The organism is Rhodococcus sp. 5A-K4, assembly GCF_046097995.1.
Lineage (GTDB): Bacteria > Actinomycetota > Actinomycetes > Mycobacteriales > Mycobacteriaceae > Rhodococcus_F > Rhodococcus_F erythropolis.
Window position 1 is genome coordinate 62,916 of the sequence record NZ_JBJURM010000001.1, and the last position, 15,910, is coordinate 78,825.

At 64.0% G+C, this 15,910-nt stretch carries 14 protein-coding genes; 1 reads left to right on the top strand and 13 read right to left on the bottom strand.

Features of this window, described 5'->3' with window-relative positions; genetic code table 11:
• Positions 1 to 19: 19 nt before the first annotated feature.
• A complete protein-coding gene (locus tag ACKAMS_RS00245) occupies positions 20 to 226 on the top strand; it encodes a hypothetical protein (protein WP_003944900.1) in 207 nt (68 codons plus the stop codon).
• A 57-nt stretch (positions 227 to 283) separates the two neighbouring features.
• On the opposite strand, the gene ACKAMS_RS00250 is transcribed toward ACKAMS_RS00245, so the two are convergent.
• The 13 genes from ACKAMS_RS00250 to ACKAMS_RS00310 form a co-directional block, all read right to left on the bottom strand.
• Positions 284 to 1,303, bottom strand: a complete 1,020-nt coding sequence (locus tag ACKAMS_RS00250; protein ID WP_019748380.1) for a triacylglycerol lipase — start codon at positions 1,301 to 1,303, stop codon at positions 284 to 286.
• Positions 1,304 to 1,397: 94 nt separating this feature from the next.
• Complete coding sequence (locus ACKAMS_RS00255) at positions 1,398 to 2,066, bottom strand: PadR family transcriptional regulator (protein ID WP_370627685.1); 669 nt, start codon at positions 2,064 to 2,066, stop codon at positions 1,398 to 1,400.
• Between the two features lie 190 nt (positions 2,067 to 2,256).
• Positions 2,257 to 4,275 carry a primosomal protein N' gene (locus ACKAMS_RS00260; RefSeq protein ID WP_019748377.1) on the bottom strand — a complete coding sequence of 673 codons (2,019 nt, stop codon included), beginning with the start codon at positions 4,273 to 4,275 and terminating at the stop codon, positions 2,257 to 2,259.
• Positions 4,276 to 4,300: 25 nt separating this feature from the next.
• Positions 4,301 to 5,515 (bottom strand): methionine adenosyltransferase, encoded by a 1,215-nt coding sequence (gene metK, locus ACKAMS_RS00265; protein ID WP_003944827.1) that lies wholly within the window; start codon positions 5,513 to 5,515, stop codon positions 4,301 to 4,303.
• 188 nt (positions 5,516 to 5,703) lie between these two features.
• Entirely contained in the window at positions 5,704 to 7,002 is a 1,299-nt protein-coding gene (gene coaBC / locus ACKAMS_RS00270) for a bifunctional phosphopantothenoylcysteine decarboxylase/phosphopantothenate--cysteine ligase CoaBC (RefSeq protein WP_408988474.1), read from the bottom strand.
• Complete coding sequence (gene rpoZ / locus ACKAMS_RS00275; RefSeq protein ID WP_003944996.1) at positions 6,999 to 7,298, bottom strand: DNA-directed RNA polymerase subunit omega; 300 nt, start codon at positions 7,296 to 7,298, stop codon at positions 6,999 to 7,001. Before rpoZ ends, coaBC begins: the two co-directional genes overlap by 4 nt.
• A gap of 98 nt (positions 7,299 to 7,396) precedes the next feature.
• Entirely contained in the window at positions 7,397 to 7,996 is a 600-nt protein-coding gene (gene gmk / locus ACKAMS_RS00280; RefSeq protein ID WP_029255329.1) for a guanylate kinase, read from the bottom strand.
• 36 nt (positions 7,997 to 8,032) lie between these two features.
• Entirely contained in the window at positions 8,033 to 8,353 is a 321-nt protein-coding gene (gene mihF, locus ACKAMS_RS00285; RefSeq protein WP_003944825.1) for an integration host factor, actinobacterial type, read from the bottom strand.
• A 369-nt stretch (positions 8,354 to 8,722) separates the two neighbouring features.
• Positions 8,723 to 9,922, bottom strand: coding sequence for a glycosyltransferase 87 family protein (locus tag ACKAMS_RS00290; RefSeq protein WP_257237386.1), 1,200 nt, complete (start codon positions 9,920 to 9,922; stop codon positions 8,723 to 8,725).
• 57 nt (positions 9,923 to 9,979) lie between these two features.
• Positions 9,980 to 10,801, bottom strand: coding sequence for an orotidine-5'-phosphate decarboxylase (gene pyrF / locus ACKAMS_RS00295; RefSeq protein WP_151531658.1), 822 nt, complete (start codon positions 10,799 to 10,801; stop codon positions 9,980 to 9,982).
• Positions 10,798 to 14,154, bottom strand: a complete 3,357-nt coding sequence (gene carB, locus ACKAMS_RS00300) for a carbamoyl-phosphate synthase large subunit (RefSeq protein WP_019748372.1) — start codon at positions 14,152 to 14,154, stop codon at positions 10,798 to 10,800. Before carB ends, pyrF begins: the two co-directional genes overlap by 4 nt.
• Positions 14,154 to 15,329, bottom strand: a complete 1,176-nt coding sequence (gene carA, locus ACKAMS_RS00305; RefSeq protein ID WP_003944927.1) for a glutamine-hydrolyzing carbamoyl-phosphate synthase small subunit — start codon at positions 15,327 to 15,329, stop codon at positions 14,154 to 14,156. The genes carB and carA overlap by 1 nt, the downstream gene beginning before the upstream one ends.
• The gene (locus ACKAMS_RS00310) at positions 15,326 to 15,907 is read right to left on the bottom strand and encodes a hypothetical protein (RefSeq protein WP_020907699.1); all 582 of its coding nucleotides are present in this window, start codon (positions 15,905 to 15,907) and stop codon (positions 15,326 to 15,328) included. The genes carA and ACKAMS_RS00310 overlap by 4 nt, the downstream gene beginning before the upstream one ends.
• Positions 15,908 to 15,910 lie beyond the last annotated feature (3 nt).

A 15,910-nucleotide genomic window follows, 5' to 3' on the forward strand; every position in this document is an offset into this window, starting at 1 on the left:
ATCACACGGAGGAACTTAGATGGCAGGCATCGACAGTAAGTTCGACAAGGCCTACGCAGGAAAGTCCGTCGAAGAATTGGCGGACGCCCCGGTCGCGGCACTCAACGGCGTAAGCGATTCGGACGCAGAACATTTGAAGGCAGCGTTCAACATCAAGACCGTCCGCGACCTCGGAACGAACAAGTTCTTCCTGTGGGCGCAGGCCACTGCCAAGCTCGCCGAGTAAACATCCCGACCCACGTGGTCTCGGTGCTCACGAGTTAGCAGCTCACGAATTTGCAGCTCACGAATTTGCGTCGATGACCACTTGCGGAATATCCGTGCCGAGCGGCACCGCGCTGCACGAAGCGTGCCGCTCGGCATCGGGGTCGAGGACCGTCCGGATGACGTCGATCACGTAGGGGTCGTACGGCATGCGGAAGTGGCCGGTCAGGTTCGACGGGCACAGATCCTGGAGGACGATGTTTTCTGCACCGGCGTCGCGGAGCGCGATGTTCGAGGACGGCTGGATCATCTCGTCGACAGTGGACCCGATAGTCGTGTAGCGCACTCCGGGTACGGTGTCGCCGCCGTCGTTGAGGGCGTTCAACGTATCCGACCCCTGCATCTGCTCGCGGACAGCTCGCGAAAAGACATCTTCGACAAAGTCTTCTCCGCCGGGGATCGCACGGACGATGGGAACCAACCCGAACATCACCCCGCCGTAGGTCGGCGAAGCCAAGCCGACCCAATGATCGACGTAGGCGTCGCCGCCCATTTTGTTGACGTAGTACCGCGTCACCGTCGCGCCTTGGGAGTAGCCGATCACGTCGACCTTGTCCGCTCCGGTCGCGGTCAGCACCTGATCGACGAAAGAACCGAATGCGGTCGCACTACCGACTATGTCGCCGACGCCGTAAGTCTCGTGTGCGACGTCCCCGTCTTCGTCTTCGATCGCACCGCCGTAATTGAGGGCGAAGACGCAGTAGCCGTCAGCTGCCAGTGCCGGCGACAGGGCCGCCCAATCCGCGTACGCCTCGGTGTCGGTTCCGTGGGCGAGTACAACCGGTCGGGGATGCGTGGCGGAAGGCTCACAGCCGAAATCGTTCGACCCGGCAGGCGCGGATCCTGGATGCGCATGCGCATATGCCGTGGCAACGGAACGAGTCGCCTGACCCGGACCGATGTCGAGAGGAACGTCCATCGCGTCGGCACTCGCAGACGGGAGCGTCGGTGCGGCAGCCGATATCGCCGGCGGTGCTCCGATCAGCAGCGCCACTGCTACCGAAAATGTCAGTCCCACAGACCGTTTGACGCCAGCCATTGTTCCTGCTCCTGCTCTGATCCTACGAGGGAGCTGACCGTAACACCAGAAACTTCGGGGCGCATACCCTACCGAACAGTAGGTATCCGACGTCTCAATTGCCGCCTTCATCGGCGTCATCACCGGCAAGCACTCGGTAGAGCGACTTGCGCGCCTCGACAAGCACGTCGGCTGCGGCCTTGACCTGCGCTGGTGTGCCTACAGCAGCCACTTGACCGGCCGCGCCCATCAGCTGGCCGATCAGTTCACGAAGGTCCTGCTCCGGCTCCCCTACGCTGAGACGAACGTCATCCCACGGTGCCCCGAGATCGGCGCGATGCTCCTCGACGTACGCGACGCCTTCCTCGGTCAGCTTGGCGGTCTTGCGGCCGGCGACCTTTTCGATGATGACCAGTCCCTCGTCCTCGAGTTGGGACAGCGCGGGATAAATGGAACCCGGACTCGGCTTCCAGACGCCGCCGCTGCGCTCGACGATCTGCTGAATCAATTCGTAGCCGTGCATCGGCTCTTCCGCGATCAACAACAGAATCGCAGCGCGCACATCTCCACGACGACCTCGTCCGCCACGTCCTCGCCCGCGACCGAACTGAGCGCCCGGACCGAAGCCGGGGCCGGGTCCGCCGTCTGGACCGAAACGCCCCCGCCGATGGCCTCTGCGTGGCATGTCACCGAAGCCCGGCCGCTCGTGCGGTCGACCGCGTCGTCCACCGTCTCGATCGCCGGGACCATCGCCCGGCGCGCCGTCGTCCGTCGGCACCCACATCACAAATGGTGGCCGTTGCTCACGGCCGAAACCGCCGAAGAAACCGCGTCGGCCGAACATCCCCTCGTTCGGGAAACTTGCATCCACTGTCGAACCTCCATCACTATCGTTGATAGTTCGACGATATATCGCCATATCGGGTTGCGCAACATTTTTGCTGCACACAAGCATGCCTTGGAGAACTCGAAAATCAGCCGATGCGGCGTGGGTCGATCTGAATGCGGACCGGACCCGATGACTTCCGCGCACTGCGCGCGGCCCTCGCATGTGCCAGAGCGTCCGCAAGGCCGCGACCGTCCTTGCGTGGAACGCGGACCAGCATTCGCTCCGGCGCGACACCGCTCTCGTCCTCACCGGAATACGGAAGCCTCTCCCCCGCAGGCAATTCCACTGGTCCGAGTAGTACAGCACTTGCCGGCAGATCAGCTGAGTCCACCAACTCCGCAATTGCTGCGGATCCACCGTCGATCGCAGCCATGTGAACGGCCGGAGGAAAGCCGACCTCGTCCCGTTCCTCGAATTGAGACTGTGCGTGCCCCACCGGATCCCATCGGACCAACGCCTGCACCGTCGGGATACCCGAGTCTGCGACAACCACAACTTCACCACCTTCGGACAGCGGAATCACCATGGCAGCAGCCGACATCCAGCGTCTGAGTGTTTCCTCGGCGGCGCGAAGATCGGGCCGACCGAGCAGTGCCCAACCGTCGAGCAAGAGCGCGGCGCCGTAGCCGCCGGTCATCACCGGCTCCGCACCCACCGTCGAGACCACCAACGCGGGCCCGTGTGGCAGTTCCTTGACCACATCACCGCCTCCGGACAGAACCACTTTCACACCGGGAAAAGCGCGCCCGAGTTCTTCGGCGGTCCGGCCGGCACCGACCACCACCGCGCGCAACGCTTTCGCCCCGCACGCGTGACATCGGTAGGCGGCATCGGCAACCCCGCACCAGCGGCACGCCGGTGTCCCGGCGCCGTCGGGACCTGCCGCAGCGGGAAGAGCCAGTGGGCCGTTGCACCGACGGCACCGTGCCGGGGCACGGCACTTTCCGCAGGCCAGGGTCGGTACGTACCCCCGCCGAGGCACCTGCACCAGGACTCCGTTGCCCTCACCCAGAGCGCGCCGGGCGGCCGCGAATGCAATAGCGGGCAAACGAGCCGCTCTGGCTCCCGGATCGCGGGCCAAGGCTTGATCGCTGTCGGCAAGCGCGGTGATCTTGGGTGCGTGAGCACGAACGACGTCCCGCGTAGCGACCAGATCGTGCGCCCATCCCGAGTCGACGAGTACCTGCGATTCTGCCGTACGGGAGAACCCACCGATCACGACGGCGCACCCGGCGACGTAGCCACGCAGGACGGCAACTTCGCGGGCATGTGGATACGGCGACCGCGGCTCGGACAAGTTGTCGTCGCCGTCGTCCCAGACGACGACAAGACCGGTCTCGGGCGTCGGCGCAAAAACTGCACTGCGCGTGCCGACGACGATCCGGGCGGTCCCGCGCAGTGCAGCGAGCCACCTTCGGTATCGCATGGCCGGCCCCAGGCCTGCGGACAGACCCACCACTGCATCCGCTCCGGAGAGTTCGGTACATGCGGCGACGACGCGGTCCAGGTCGCGTTGATCGGGCACAACCAGGATCGCGGATTTGCCACTTGCCGCTACAGCCCCGGCCAATTCGGCCAGGCGCAGTGGCCAGTTTTCACCAGGCAACGCCTGCCAGACCGCACGCGGGCTTTTCGACTCGCGAATCGCGGACAGGAAGGCGTCACCGAATCTGTAGAGATGCCAACCATTTTCGATCGGTTCAGGAGCGGACGGCGGCTCGGCGGGCTCCCACGGTTCCGCCTCGACCTTCGCGTGGCGCGGCGGTACCGCCAAACGGAGAACGTCAGCACGGGTTCCGGCATAACGCTCCGCCACACGATCGACGACTTGCGCGATTTCGGCCGTCAGGACCCGCTCGGACGAGATGACGCGTTCGAGCCAGCCGAACTTCCCCTGATGGTCACTGGTGGCCTCGCGCGAGACGATGAAACCGTCCACCAGACGACCAGCGAAGCGGATGCGCACCCGGACTCCGGGCTGCGCATCCGCTTCGAGTTCACGAGGAACGAGGTAGTCGAATTCACGGTCGAGGTGAGCGAGCGGGAGCATCGGCAGCACCCGGGCGACCGGATCGACTTCTGCCGCTACTCTTTCCGCGCCCACCCGCGCCCCGTCTGTACGTCAGTGATCAGAGACCAGCTGCGCTACGCAGCTTGTCGGCGCGATCGGTGCTCTCCCACGGGAGGTCGATGTCGGTGCGACCGAAGTGACCGTATGCCGCCGTCTGCGCGTAGATCGGACGCAGCAGGTCGAGGTCGCGGATGATCGCTCCCGGACGCAGGTCGAAGATCTCGGTGATCGCCTTCTGGATCCGTGCCGGATCGGTCTTCTCGGTGCCGAAGGTTTCGACGAAGAGTCCGACCGGAGCTGCCTTGCCGATGGCGTATGCGACCTGAACCTCGATGCGGTCGGCCAGACCTGCGGCAACAGCGTTCTTGGCCACCCAACGCATGGCGTAGGCAGCGCTTCGGTCGACCTTTGACGGGTCCTTGCCGGAGAACGCGCCGCCGCCGTGGCGAGCCATTCCGCCGTAGGTGTCGACGATGATCTTGCGGCCGGTCAAACCGGCGTCACCCATCGGGCCACCGAGGACGAACTTGCCCGTCGGGTTCACCAGCAGACGAACATCGGAGGTGTCGAGATCGGTGAGGTTCACGTCGGTCAGCACCGAGTGAAGCACCTTCTCGCGAAGATCGGGCGTCAACAGGTTGTCGAGGTCGATGTCAGCGGCATGCTGGGTGGAGATGACCACGGTGTCGAGACGGACAGCCTTGTCACCGTCGTACTCGATGGTGACCTGGGTCTTACCGTCCGGGCGCAGGTACGGCAGCACGCCGGACTTACGGACCTCGGTCAACCGGCGAGAGAGACGATGAGCCAACGCGATGGGCAGCGGCATCAGTTCCGGCGTGTCGGTGGTGGCGTAGCCGAACATCAGGCCCTGGTCGCCCGCACCCTGACGGTCGATCTCGTCGTCGCTGATTCCGTCGACGCGAGCCTCGTGCGAGTGATCGACACCCTGCGCGATCTCGGGCGACTGCGCGCCGATCGCGACGTTGACGCCACAGGAGTTACCGTCGAAGCCCTTTGCCGAGCTGTCGTAGCCGATCTCGAGGACCGTGTCGCGCACGATCTTCGGAATGTCTGCGTACGCAGTGGTCGTGACCTCGCCGGCTACGTGAACCTGGCCGGTGGTGACCAAAGTTTCGACGGCCACGCGGGCGCGTGGGTCCTGGGTGAGCAGCGCGTCGAGGATCGAGTCGCTGATCGCGTCACAGATCTTGTCCGGATGCCCCTCGGTGACGGACTCGCTGGTGAATAGCCGACTGCCGGACTTGCTCACAGATCTCCCTCTCGACGACTGAGTTCTTGACTACAGCTTATTGAAGTATCCGAATCACCGTTCGGTGACCGTTTTGTCATGCTTTGTTAGCTGGGGGCTGAGCCGACGATAACGGTTGGACCGCCTGCGCAACACCCTTGTGCTCACCCGATTATCGTGGGGTAACTCTCACCATCGGGCGCGTGTCGCTACTCGGGGAAGAGCTTGACCAGGGCGTCGAGTACTCGACTGGCCATCAAAGCCTTGGATCCGTGCTCGAGCGCGGACTCCGAGCCGTCGGAACCGAGCAGCCAACCGTCGTTGTGATCGACCTCGAACGCCTTGCCCTCGCCGACCGCATTGACCACGAGGAGGTCGCAACCTTTGCGGGCAAGCTTGGAGCGGGCGTAACTGAGAACGTCACCGTGGGCGTCACCGGTCTCTGCGGCGAATCCGACGATCACCGTTCGAGCGTCCAGATCGCCGTCACGACGCGCTTCGACGAGACCGGCGAGGATGTCGGCATTTCTGGTGAGGCTGATCGAGTCGGGTTCGTTTGCGCCCTTCTTGATCTTGCTGCCTTCGACGGTGGCGGGGCGGAAGTCCGCGACAGCTGCAGCCATGACGACTCCGTCGTGTCCCGGTGCGTGCTTCTCCACTGCCAACCGGAGATCTTCGGCCGTCTTGATGTGCACGACGTCGACAGCGGCGGGGTCGGCAAGATCGGCCGTGTAACCGGCGATCAGCGTGACGTGAGCGCCGCGTTGGGCGGCCAGACGGGCGAGCGCGTAGCCCTGTTTGCCGGAGCTGCGATTACCGAGAAAGCGCACCGGATCGAGCGGCTCGCGAGTACCGCCGGCGGTGACCAGAATGCGGCGACCTTCCAGGTCGCGCGGCAACGCGTCCGAGCGCTCGAGGAGCAACGATGCCAACCCGACGATCTCGTCGGGTTCGGGAAGTCGACCGGCCCCGGTGTCTTTTCCGGTCAAACGCCCGGAGGCAGGTTCGATCACGTGGACGCCGCGCGAGCGCAGTGTCGCCACGTTGGACACCGTTGCGGGGTGCTCCCACATCTCGGTGTGCATTGCGGGGGCGAAGACGACCGGACAGCGTGCGGTCAACAAGGTGGCTGTCAACAGGTCGTCTGCGCGGCCCATGACAGCTCGCGCCATCAGATCAGCGGTTGCCGGCGCGATGACAACGAGATCGGCTTCCTGTCCGAGGCGGACATGCGGAACCTGCGGGACGTCGTTGAAGACGCCGGTGTGAACCGGGTTGCCGGAGAGTGCTTCGAACGTGGCGCGGCCGACGAACTCCAGAGCGGATTCGGTCGGAATCACGCGGACGTGATGACCGCTCTCGGTGAAGCTGCGGATGATCGAGCACGCTTTGTACGCGGCGATACCCCCACCGACACCGACGACAATGCGCTTACGTATCGATGTGGGCGCGTCGGACACTCCCCCGACACCCGAACGAGGTTCGGGTGCGGCAGACGTGGTGCTCACTCGCCTTCGGTGTGCTCGAGGAGATCAGCGTGGATTTCACGCAACGCGATGGACAGCGGCTTTTCCTGCAGACCGGGCTCGACCAGAGGTCCGACGTACTCGAGGATGCCGTCACCGAGCTGGTTGTAGTAGTCGTTGATCTGGCGCGCACGCTTGGCCGAGTAAATGACCAGGGCGTACTTGGAAGAGGTGCGTTCGAGCAACTCGTCGATCGGCGGGTTGGTGATGCCGAGCGGGGTGTCGTAGGCAGGCAGAGCGCCCTGACCTGCTGCGGACGCGGCTGAAGTGCTGCTCACTCTTGTGTCTCCTGAATTAGATCTTCATTGAAGAACTAGTTTTATCGATCCGGATATCTGAGAAACGGGGTGGAAATCGGTTCCCGAAGGGTGCGGAATCAGTTCCCAACCAACAAGGATACCAACTCATCGCAAGCACGGCTTACATCCTCGTTCACGATGACCGTGTCGAACTCGTCCTGTGCGGCCAATTCCACTCGGGCCGTCTCGAGTCGGCGTGCCACGACGTCTTCCGTTTCGGTTCCCCGTCCGGTCAGCCGTTGCACCAGAACGTCCCAGCTCGGTGGAGCCATGAACACCAACAGAGCTTCGGGCATCGCCTGGCGGACAGCTCGTGCTCCGGCGAGATCGACCTCGACGAGTACGGGCTTTCCAGCTTCGAGCGCTTCTTCGATCGGCGCTGCCGGGGTGCCGGAGCGCTGTAGACCGCCGTGGATTTCCGCCCATTCGAGAAGTTCACCGGAGTCGATCATCCGTTGAAATTCTTCACGGGAGGTGAATCGGTAGTCCTTGCCGTCCACTTCACCGGGACGGGGATCGCGAGTGGTCGCCGAAACGCTGAAAACGAGTTCAGGCAACCGAGTTCTCAGCTCGCGAACGACGCTGGACTTACCGACAGCCGAAGGGCCGGCCAGTACAACCAGCCGACCCCTCCGCACTGCGGTCTTGCTCTCTGACACTGTTGCGTCAGCAATCATCAGACACTGCCGCGTCAGCAATCATCACTTGTCGGCTCAGGCCTCGAAGTCAAACTTGGTGAGCAGAGCCTTGCGCTGCCGATCACCGAGGCCACGAAGGCGACGGGTCGGTGCAATCTCCAGCTCGGTCATGATCTCCTGAGCCTTGACCTTGCCCACCTTGGGCAGCGCCTCGAGCAGTGCCGAAACCTTCATCTTGCCCAAGATTTCGTTGTCTTCGGCGTCCTTGAGGACCTGCTTGAGGTCGGTGCCGCCACGCTTCAGGCGCTCCTTGAGCTCAGCCCTGGCCTTGCGGGCAGCAGCTGCCTTCTCCAAAGCAGCAGCGCGCTGCTCATCAGTCAACTGGGGAAGGGCCACGGTTCCTCCGTCTCGTCGTGTGCAAATTTTGTCTATTCCGCTGATAACCAGCAGCGATAGCGACCGTACTCACGCCTGGCGCGAATTGCTAACCCACCCCCCGCGGTCCGATGCAGATCGCGGTGGGTTATGCGCGTCGAATCGATGTCACACATCGTCGCCGTTTTCGGCTGGATCGAGACGGATTCGACGCAACACGAACGTGCGTGCAGTACCGAAATAGACTGTAACACAAAGCATTTCGATACATCAGATGCGACGTCCCCATGCGTGTGTGCGAAATCGTTACCTGCGGGAATGAACGTGGTCGCCGACACATCCAAAAATTTCGAGCATTTTCGACGCCCATGCGCGTGTCGCGGCCTGTTTTCAGGTCGGCAGCGACGATTTCGGATCGTCGGCATCGACCGTGTCCGGTTCGGTGCGGCTCACGCCGGGGGCGGCCAGAGCGAGTACTACCGCGAGGCTCGCCCAGAGCAATGAATTCTCCAGGACGAAGCCGACGACCGGGATATCCATGTCCGCGCCGACCCGAGGAAGCCGAAACAGCACGACCGCAGCGGTGAGGCCGATCGCGATCCAGGACCACGCGGGTACCGATCGGGTGTCCTCCCCCACGCCCGACTTGATCGGAACGAGGAGCACACCCACCGCCGGCACCAACCACACGAAGTGGTGGGTCCAGGCAATGGGAGTCACGATTGCCGCCAGCAGAGCCACCACCGTGAAACCGGCAAGGTCACCTCGCAGGCGCTGAGCGCGCCGCGTCGCGACAATTCCGAGGACACCCAACACTGCACAGGCGACGAGCCATGCCGGACCCACCAGGCCCTCGGGGAGTAGCCGTAAGGCCATTCCACGCACGGACTGGTTACCGAACACGGACGGGTCACCGACCGCGACGCGCCCCGAGAGTGAGGCGATGTCACCGAAGTAGTCGATCGTCTGGCGCGGGAGAACGGCAAAGCCGAGTGCCGTGGCGCCGAGGAAGCCGGCGAGGGCGCCCGCAACTGCTTTCCAACGCCCGGTGATCACGTAGTAACCGATGTAGACGAGAGGCACCAGTTTGACGGCCCCGGCGATCCCCACCAGCACACCCTCGGGAATCCACCGTGGTCGAGCCAGCACGTCGATCAGGCACAGGAGTGTCAGGAACAACCCGACCTGCCCGTACCCGAGGTGATCGGAGATCGGCGATGCCGCCGTCCACAGGACCAGGAAACCCACGTAGACGACGACGGGCCGCCTACGTGTGAACGGGACTTCGCGATAGCTGAGCACGATGATCGCGGCCAGCATCAGAAGGCTGACGAAACTCCATCCCCACTGGACCGCACCCCAGGAACCCAAGGCGACCGGAACGGCGACGAGCGCAGCGAAGGGCGGATAAGTGAACGGCAGTCTTGCGTTGAACGACTCGTCGTACAGGTTCGAGCCGTCGAGGACGGCTTGACCCGCCGTCCGGTACACGGCGAGATCGTCGCCGTGTACGCCGGTGACGGATTGGAACCCGGTGGCGAGCAGCGCGCACGCCGCGACGAGAAGTCCGATCTGCCACCAACGATTCACCGACGGACGGTACCACCGGGTTCCACCGCTCGAACGAGCCTCGAGGTCACTCACGGATCAGTGCGCCAATGCGGCTTCGATCTCGTCTCGGTCACGCATTGCTGCCTCCCGAAGTGCCGATACCGAAGGACCATGCTTGAGCACCCCACGGGAAGTGTTCGGCAGCAGGAGCTCGGTCGATCCCGCGAAGATGTCTGCGAGATCCGCTGCCGTCGCACCCTGCGCGCCGAGCCCCGGAGCGAGAATCGGGCCGTTGAACTGCGACAGGTCCAGACCGTGGTCCCGAGTTGCACCGACCACCAGTCCGACGGTGTCGCGTCCGTCGGCGTTCGCGTCGACCGCAGCGTTGACAATCGACTGAGCCACGCTCACACCGTCAGACGACGACTGTTGAAGTACGCCGCCTTCCGGATTGGAGGTTCGTGCCAGCACGAAGATCCCGCGTGCGTTCTGCCTTGCCAGTTCGAGTGTCGGAGCCAACGCCCCGAATCCCAGGTACGGCGAAACGGTGACCGAGTCGGAGGCCAACGGCGAATCACCCAACCAGGCTTGCGCGTACGCGTCCATCGTCGAACCGATGTCACCGCGCTTGGCGTCCGCGACGACAAGCGTTCCAGCATCGCGAAGAACCGAGATGGTCCGCTCCAACACGGCGAAGCCGGCGCTTCCGTACGCCTCGAAGAACGCAACCTGAGGTTTGACGAGTCCAACCTCACCGGTGAAGGCCTCGACGCAGATCTCGGCGAAAGTCTCGAGACCTTCGGCGGTACGTGGCAGTCCCCACGCGTCGAGAAGCGCGGGATGCGGGTCGATACCGACGCACAGCCGCCCCCGGTCCGCGATCGCGGACCGGAGACGATGCCCCCAACTGTGACTCACGACTGCTGTGCCGGCTGACGAAGACCTGCGTGCAGTTCCTGCAGGGAGTGAACTCCGATGTCGCCGCGGATGGCCGCTTCGATGCCCTGCACGGCGGCCGAGGCGCCCTGGACCGTCGTGATGCACGGGATGTTCGACGCGACTGCTGCGCTTCGGATCTCGTAGCCGTCGACACGCGGACCGTTGTTGCCGTACGGGGTGTTGATGACCATGGCGACCTCGCCGCTGCGGATCTGGTCGACGATGGTCTCGGCACCGGCCGGAACATCCTCACCCGACTGCTTGTACACCTGCTTGCACTCGATACCGTTGCGCCGCAACACATCTGCGGTTCCTTCGGTGGCCAGGATGGTGAATCCGAGATCTGCCAGGCGCTTGACCGGGAAGATCAGCGAACGCTTGTCCTTGTTGGCGACCGAGACGAACACCGCGCCTGTGGTGGGCAACGACCCGTAGGCGGCCGTCTGCGACTTGGCGAAAGCCGTACCGAAGTCGAAGTCGATTCCCATGACTTCACCGGTGGACTTCATTTCCGGGCTGAGCAAGGTATCCACGCCGGTACCGTCGGCGCGGCGGAAGCGGTTGAACGGCAACACAGCTTCCTTGACCGCGATCGGTGCACCAGCCGGGGTGTTTCCACCGTCGCCGGTCGCCGGCAGGATGCCGCTTGCGCGCAGGTCGGCGATCGATTCGCCGAGCATGACGCGGGCGCATGCCTTGGCAAGCTGGACGGCCGTCGCCTTGGACACGAACGGAACCGTACGGCTGGCGCGGGGATTTGCTTCCAGCACGTAGAGGATGTCGTCCTTGAGTGCGTACTGGACGTTGAGCAGACCCTTGACGCCGATGCCCTTTGCGAGAGCCTCGGTGGAGCGGCGGACGTTCTCGAGGTCCGCACGGCCCAGAGTGATCGGCGGGAGCGCACACGCCGAGTCACCGGAGTGAATGCCGGCTTCCTCGATGTGCTCCATGACGCCGCCGAGATACACCTCGGTGCCGTCGCACAGTGCGTCGACGTCGATCTCGACCGCGTCTTCGAGGAAGCGGTCGACCAGCACCGGGCGGTCGTCGGAGATCTCCGTGGCACGCGAGATGTAGTCGGCGAGTGAAGCCTCGTCGTAGACGATCTCCATGCCGCGTCCACCGAGCACGTACGACGGACGCACCAGCACCGGGTAGCCGATGCCTGCTGCGATCTCGCGGGCGCCGTCGAACGTGGTGGCGGTACCGAACTTCGGTGCAGGCAGACCGGCTTCGGTGAGCACCCGACCGAATTCGCCGCGGTCCTCCGCCAGGTCGATGGCTGCGGGGCTGGTTCCCACGATGGGAACGCCGGCAGCTTCGAGGCGCTTCGCCAATCCGAGCGGGGTCTGGCCGCCGAGCTGGACGATGACGCCGGCAACGGTGCCCGACTGCGCCTCCGCGCGGTAGACCTCGAAGACGTCCTCGAATGTCAGCGGCTCGAAGTACAGGCGATCAGCAGTGTCGTAGTCCGTGGAGACGGTCTCGGGGTTGCAGTTGACCATGACGGTCTCGTACCCGGCCTCGGACAGCGTCTGGGCAGCGTGGACACACGAGTAGTCGAACTCGATGCCCTGGCCGATGCGGTTGGGGCCGGATCCGAGGATCAGAACCTTGGGTCGCTCGGTCTGCGGAGCAACTTCGGACTCGGCCTCGGGATCAAGCTCGTAGGTCGAGTAGTGGTACGGCGTCTTGGCCTCGAACTCTGCGGCGCAGGTGTCGACGGTCTTGTAGACGGGGCGCACGCCCAGCTGATCACGCAGAGCGCGAACGGCGTCCTCACCTGCGTGCGTGTCACCACCGAGTTCGGGGCGCAGAGCCGCGATCTGGCGGTCCGAGATGCCGTGGTACTTGGCCTGACGCAGGGCAGCCTCGTCGAAAGACTCTGCAGCGCGAAGCTTTTCACCGAGCTCGTGAATCTGCTGGAACTGGTCGAGGAACCACGGATCGATCTTGGTGGCGTCGAAGAGCTGCTCGACAGTTGCGCCGAGGGCGAATGCCTTCTCGATGCCGTACATGCGGCCGTCCTGCGGAACGCTCAGATCGGCGAGCAGGGCGTCCAGGCTCTCCGTCTCGATGTCGGCGCCGGTCCAGTAACCCGCACGCTTGGTCTCGAGTGAACGCATGACCTTGCCGAAAGCCTCGGTGAAGTTGCGGCCGATGCTCATGGCCTCGCCTACCGACTTCATCGTGGTGGTCAGGGTTCCGTCGGCACCGGGGAACTTCTCGAAAGCGAACCGCGGAGCCTTGACGACGACGTAGTCGAGTGTCGGCTCGAAGCAAGCCGGGGTTTCCTTGGTGATGTCGTTGACGATCTCGTCGAGCGTGTAGCCGATGGCAAGCTTGGCGGCCATCTTGGCGATCGGGTAACCGGTCGCCTTCGACGCCAGCGCCGACGAGCGGGAAACGCGCGGGTTCATCTCGATGACAACCAGGCGGCCGTCCTTCGGGTCCATCGCGAACTGGATGTTGCAGCCGCCGGTGTCGACGCCCACCTCACGCAGAATATCGATGGAGAGGTCGCGCATCGCCTGGTACTCGCGGTCGGTCAGCGTCATCGCGGGAGCGACGGTGACCGAGTCTCCGGTGTGGACACCGACCGGGTCGACGTTCTCGATGGAGCAGACGATCACGACGTTGTCGCGACTGTCGCGCATCAGCTCGAGTTCGTATTCCTTCCAGCCGAGGATGGATTCCTCGATCAGGACGTTCGCCGTCGGCGACGCGGCCAGACCGCCACCGGCGATGCGGTTGAGATCGTCGACGTCGTACGCCATGCCGGAACCGAGGCCGCCCATGGTGAAGGACGGACGCACGACAACCGGGTAACCGAGTTCGGCGACCGTGGCGTGTACTTCGTCCATCGTGTAGCAAACTGCGGACTTCGCGGATTCGCCACCGACCTTGGCGACGATGTCCTTGAACTTCTGGCGATCCTCGCCGCGCTGGATGGCGTCGAAGTCGGCGCCGATCAGCTCGACGTCGTACTTCTCGAGGATGCCCTGCTCGTGCAGCGCCACAGCGGCGTTGAGAGCGGTCTGACCGCCGAGCGTCGCGAGGACGGCGTCGATCTTGTTGCCCTGCAACGCTTCCTTGGCGATGACCTTCTCGAGGAACTCGGCCGTGATCGGCTCGACGTACGTGGCGTCGGCGAACTCGGGGTCCGTCATGATGGTGGCCGGGTTGGAGTTGACCAGGCTGACGCGCAGGCCCTCCTCCTGGAGGACGCGGCAAGCCTGGGTGCCCGAGTAGTCGAACTCACAGGCCTGACCGATGACGATCGGACCGGAGCCGATTACCAGGATGTGCTTGAGATCTGTACGGCGTGGCATTAGTTCTTGACTCCGGTTTCTTTCCGTGCGGAGAGCAGGCTGGTGAAGCGGTCGAAGAGGTACGCAGCGTCGTGCGGGCCGGCTGCCGCCTCCGGGTGGTACTGCACCGAGAAGGCCGAATCGTCCAGCAGGCGAACACCTTCGACGGCTCCGTCATTGGCGCAGGTGTGGCTTACCACGGCGCGACCGAACGGGGTGTCGAATTCCTGGCCGGCTTCACCTTCGAGTGCGAAGCCGTGGTTCTGCGCGGTGATCGCGATGCGACCCGTCTGATGCTCGATCACCGGGATGTTGATGCCGCGGTGGCCGAACTTCATCTTGTACGTGCTCAGGCCGAGTGCGCGGCCCAGGATCTGGTTGCCGAAGCAGATACCGAACAGCGGCAAGCCCTGTCCGATGACCTCTTTTGTCAGGTGCACTGCGCCGTCGGCGGTGGCCGGGTCACCGGGACCGTTGGAGAGGAACACTCCGTCGGCCTTGAGGTCGAGGATCTGTTCGAGACTCGCATTGGACGGCAACACGTGGACGCGGATACCGCGCTCGGCGAACATGCGCGGGGTGTTGGTCTTGATACCGAGGTCGATGGCGGCAACCGTGTACAGCGCCTCCCCGCCCTTCGGCTCGACGACGTAGCCGCTGGTGGTGCTGACTTCACCGGCAAGATCGGCGCCGAGCATGGTCGGCTGATCCTGAACCCGTCGGACCAGTTCGTCATCGGCGGCGATGGCTTCACCGGAGAAGACGCCTGCCTTCATCGAACCGCGAGTACGCAGGTGGCGAACCAGGGCACGAGTGTCGATCCCGGCGATTCCGACGATGCCCTGCTCTTCGAGCTTGGCCTGCAGCGAACCGGTTGCACGCCAGCTCGAGGTGACGCGCGAGGGGTCACGAACGACGTACCCGGCAACCCAGATCTTGGCGCCGGCACTCTCGCCGGTCGGTCCGACCGACTCGTCGTCTTCGTCGTTCCAGCCGGTGTTGCCGATCTGCGGCGCGGTGGAGACCACGATCTGGCGGTGGTAGCTGGGATCGGTGAGCGTTTCCTGGTAGCCGGTCATGCCGGTGCTGAACACCGCTTCGCCCAGGGTCTGTCCAACCGCACCGAAGGTGGTTCCGCGGAACACCCGTCCGTCTTCGAGGACCAGTACTGCGGGGCTGTTGCCAAAGCCGCTCATGCGTTCTTTCCGTTCTGCTCGATGTCGCCAGAGCTTGCGTCTTCGTTGTCATTCGTCTTGTTCGAGGCAGTCTTGTTCGAAGCAGTCTTGTTCGAAGCAGTTACCGGCTTGACCCAGTCCGGATAAACCGTCTTGTCGTCACCGCGCACGCCCGTGTCGATCTCGGTTCCGCTCGGCAATTCCCAGCGAATCACCAGGACGCCGTCCTTGCTCATGACCTTGCCGGCAAGACCGTTCTCCGTGCGGATCGCGCGGATCGACTTCTCCGGAATCCAGATGGCCGACGCACCGTCACGCTCGACCAGAATTCCGCCGCTGTAGCGGCTGATCTCGCAGGTGGCGCGGAAACCGAGGTCGCCGACGGCGATGCGGTCCTGCCAACTGGGTGCGATGGTGCTACCGACGTACAGGCCGGTGGTCGGCAGGACGAGCAGTTCACCCAGGGTTGCCGGTACCGTCGGCAGTTCGCCGATCTTGTCTTTCTGGCGTCGAGCGCGTCCACGCCAACCGACGTACATCAGGCCGATCATTGCGACCCAGAAGATCGCCAGACCGATGATCCACAGTGCTCTGTCCATGAC

Coding starts and splice junctions, on each gene's coding strand:
- ACKAMS_RS00310 (WP_020907699.1), bottom strand. CDS start 15,907: ATGGACAGAGCACTGTGGATCATCGGTCTGGCGATCTTCTGGGTCGCA.
- gmk (WP_029255329.1), bottom strand. CDS start 7,996: ATGATTGCTGACGCAACAGTGTCAGAGAGCAAGACCGCAGTGCGGAGG.
- carB (WP_019748372.1), bottom strand. CDS start 14,154: ATGCCACGCCGTACAGATCTCAAGCACATCCTGGTAATCGGCTCCGGT.
- ACKAMS_RS00245 (WP_003944900.1), top strand. CDS start 20: ATGGCAGGCATCGACAGTAAGTTCGACAAGGCCTACGCAGGAAAGTCC.
- ACKAMS_RS00255 (WP_370627685.1), bottom strand. CDS start 2,066: ATGTGGGTGCCGACGGACGACGGCGCGCCGGGCGATGGTCCCGGCGAT.
- ACKAMS_RS00250 (WP_019748380.1), bottom strand. CDS start 1,303: ATGGCTGGCGTCAAACGGTCTGTGGGACTGACATTTTCGGTAGCAGTG.
- carA (WP_003944927.1), bottom strand. CDS start 15,329: ATGAGCGGCTTTGGCAACAGCCCCGCAGTACTGGTCCTCGAAGACGGA.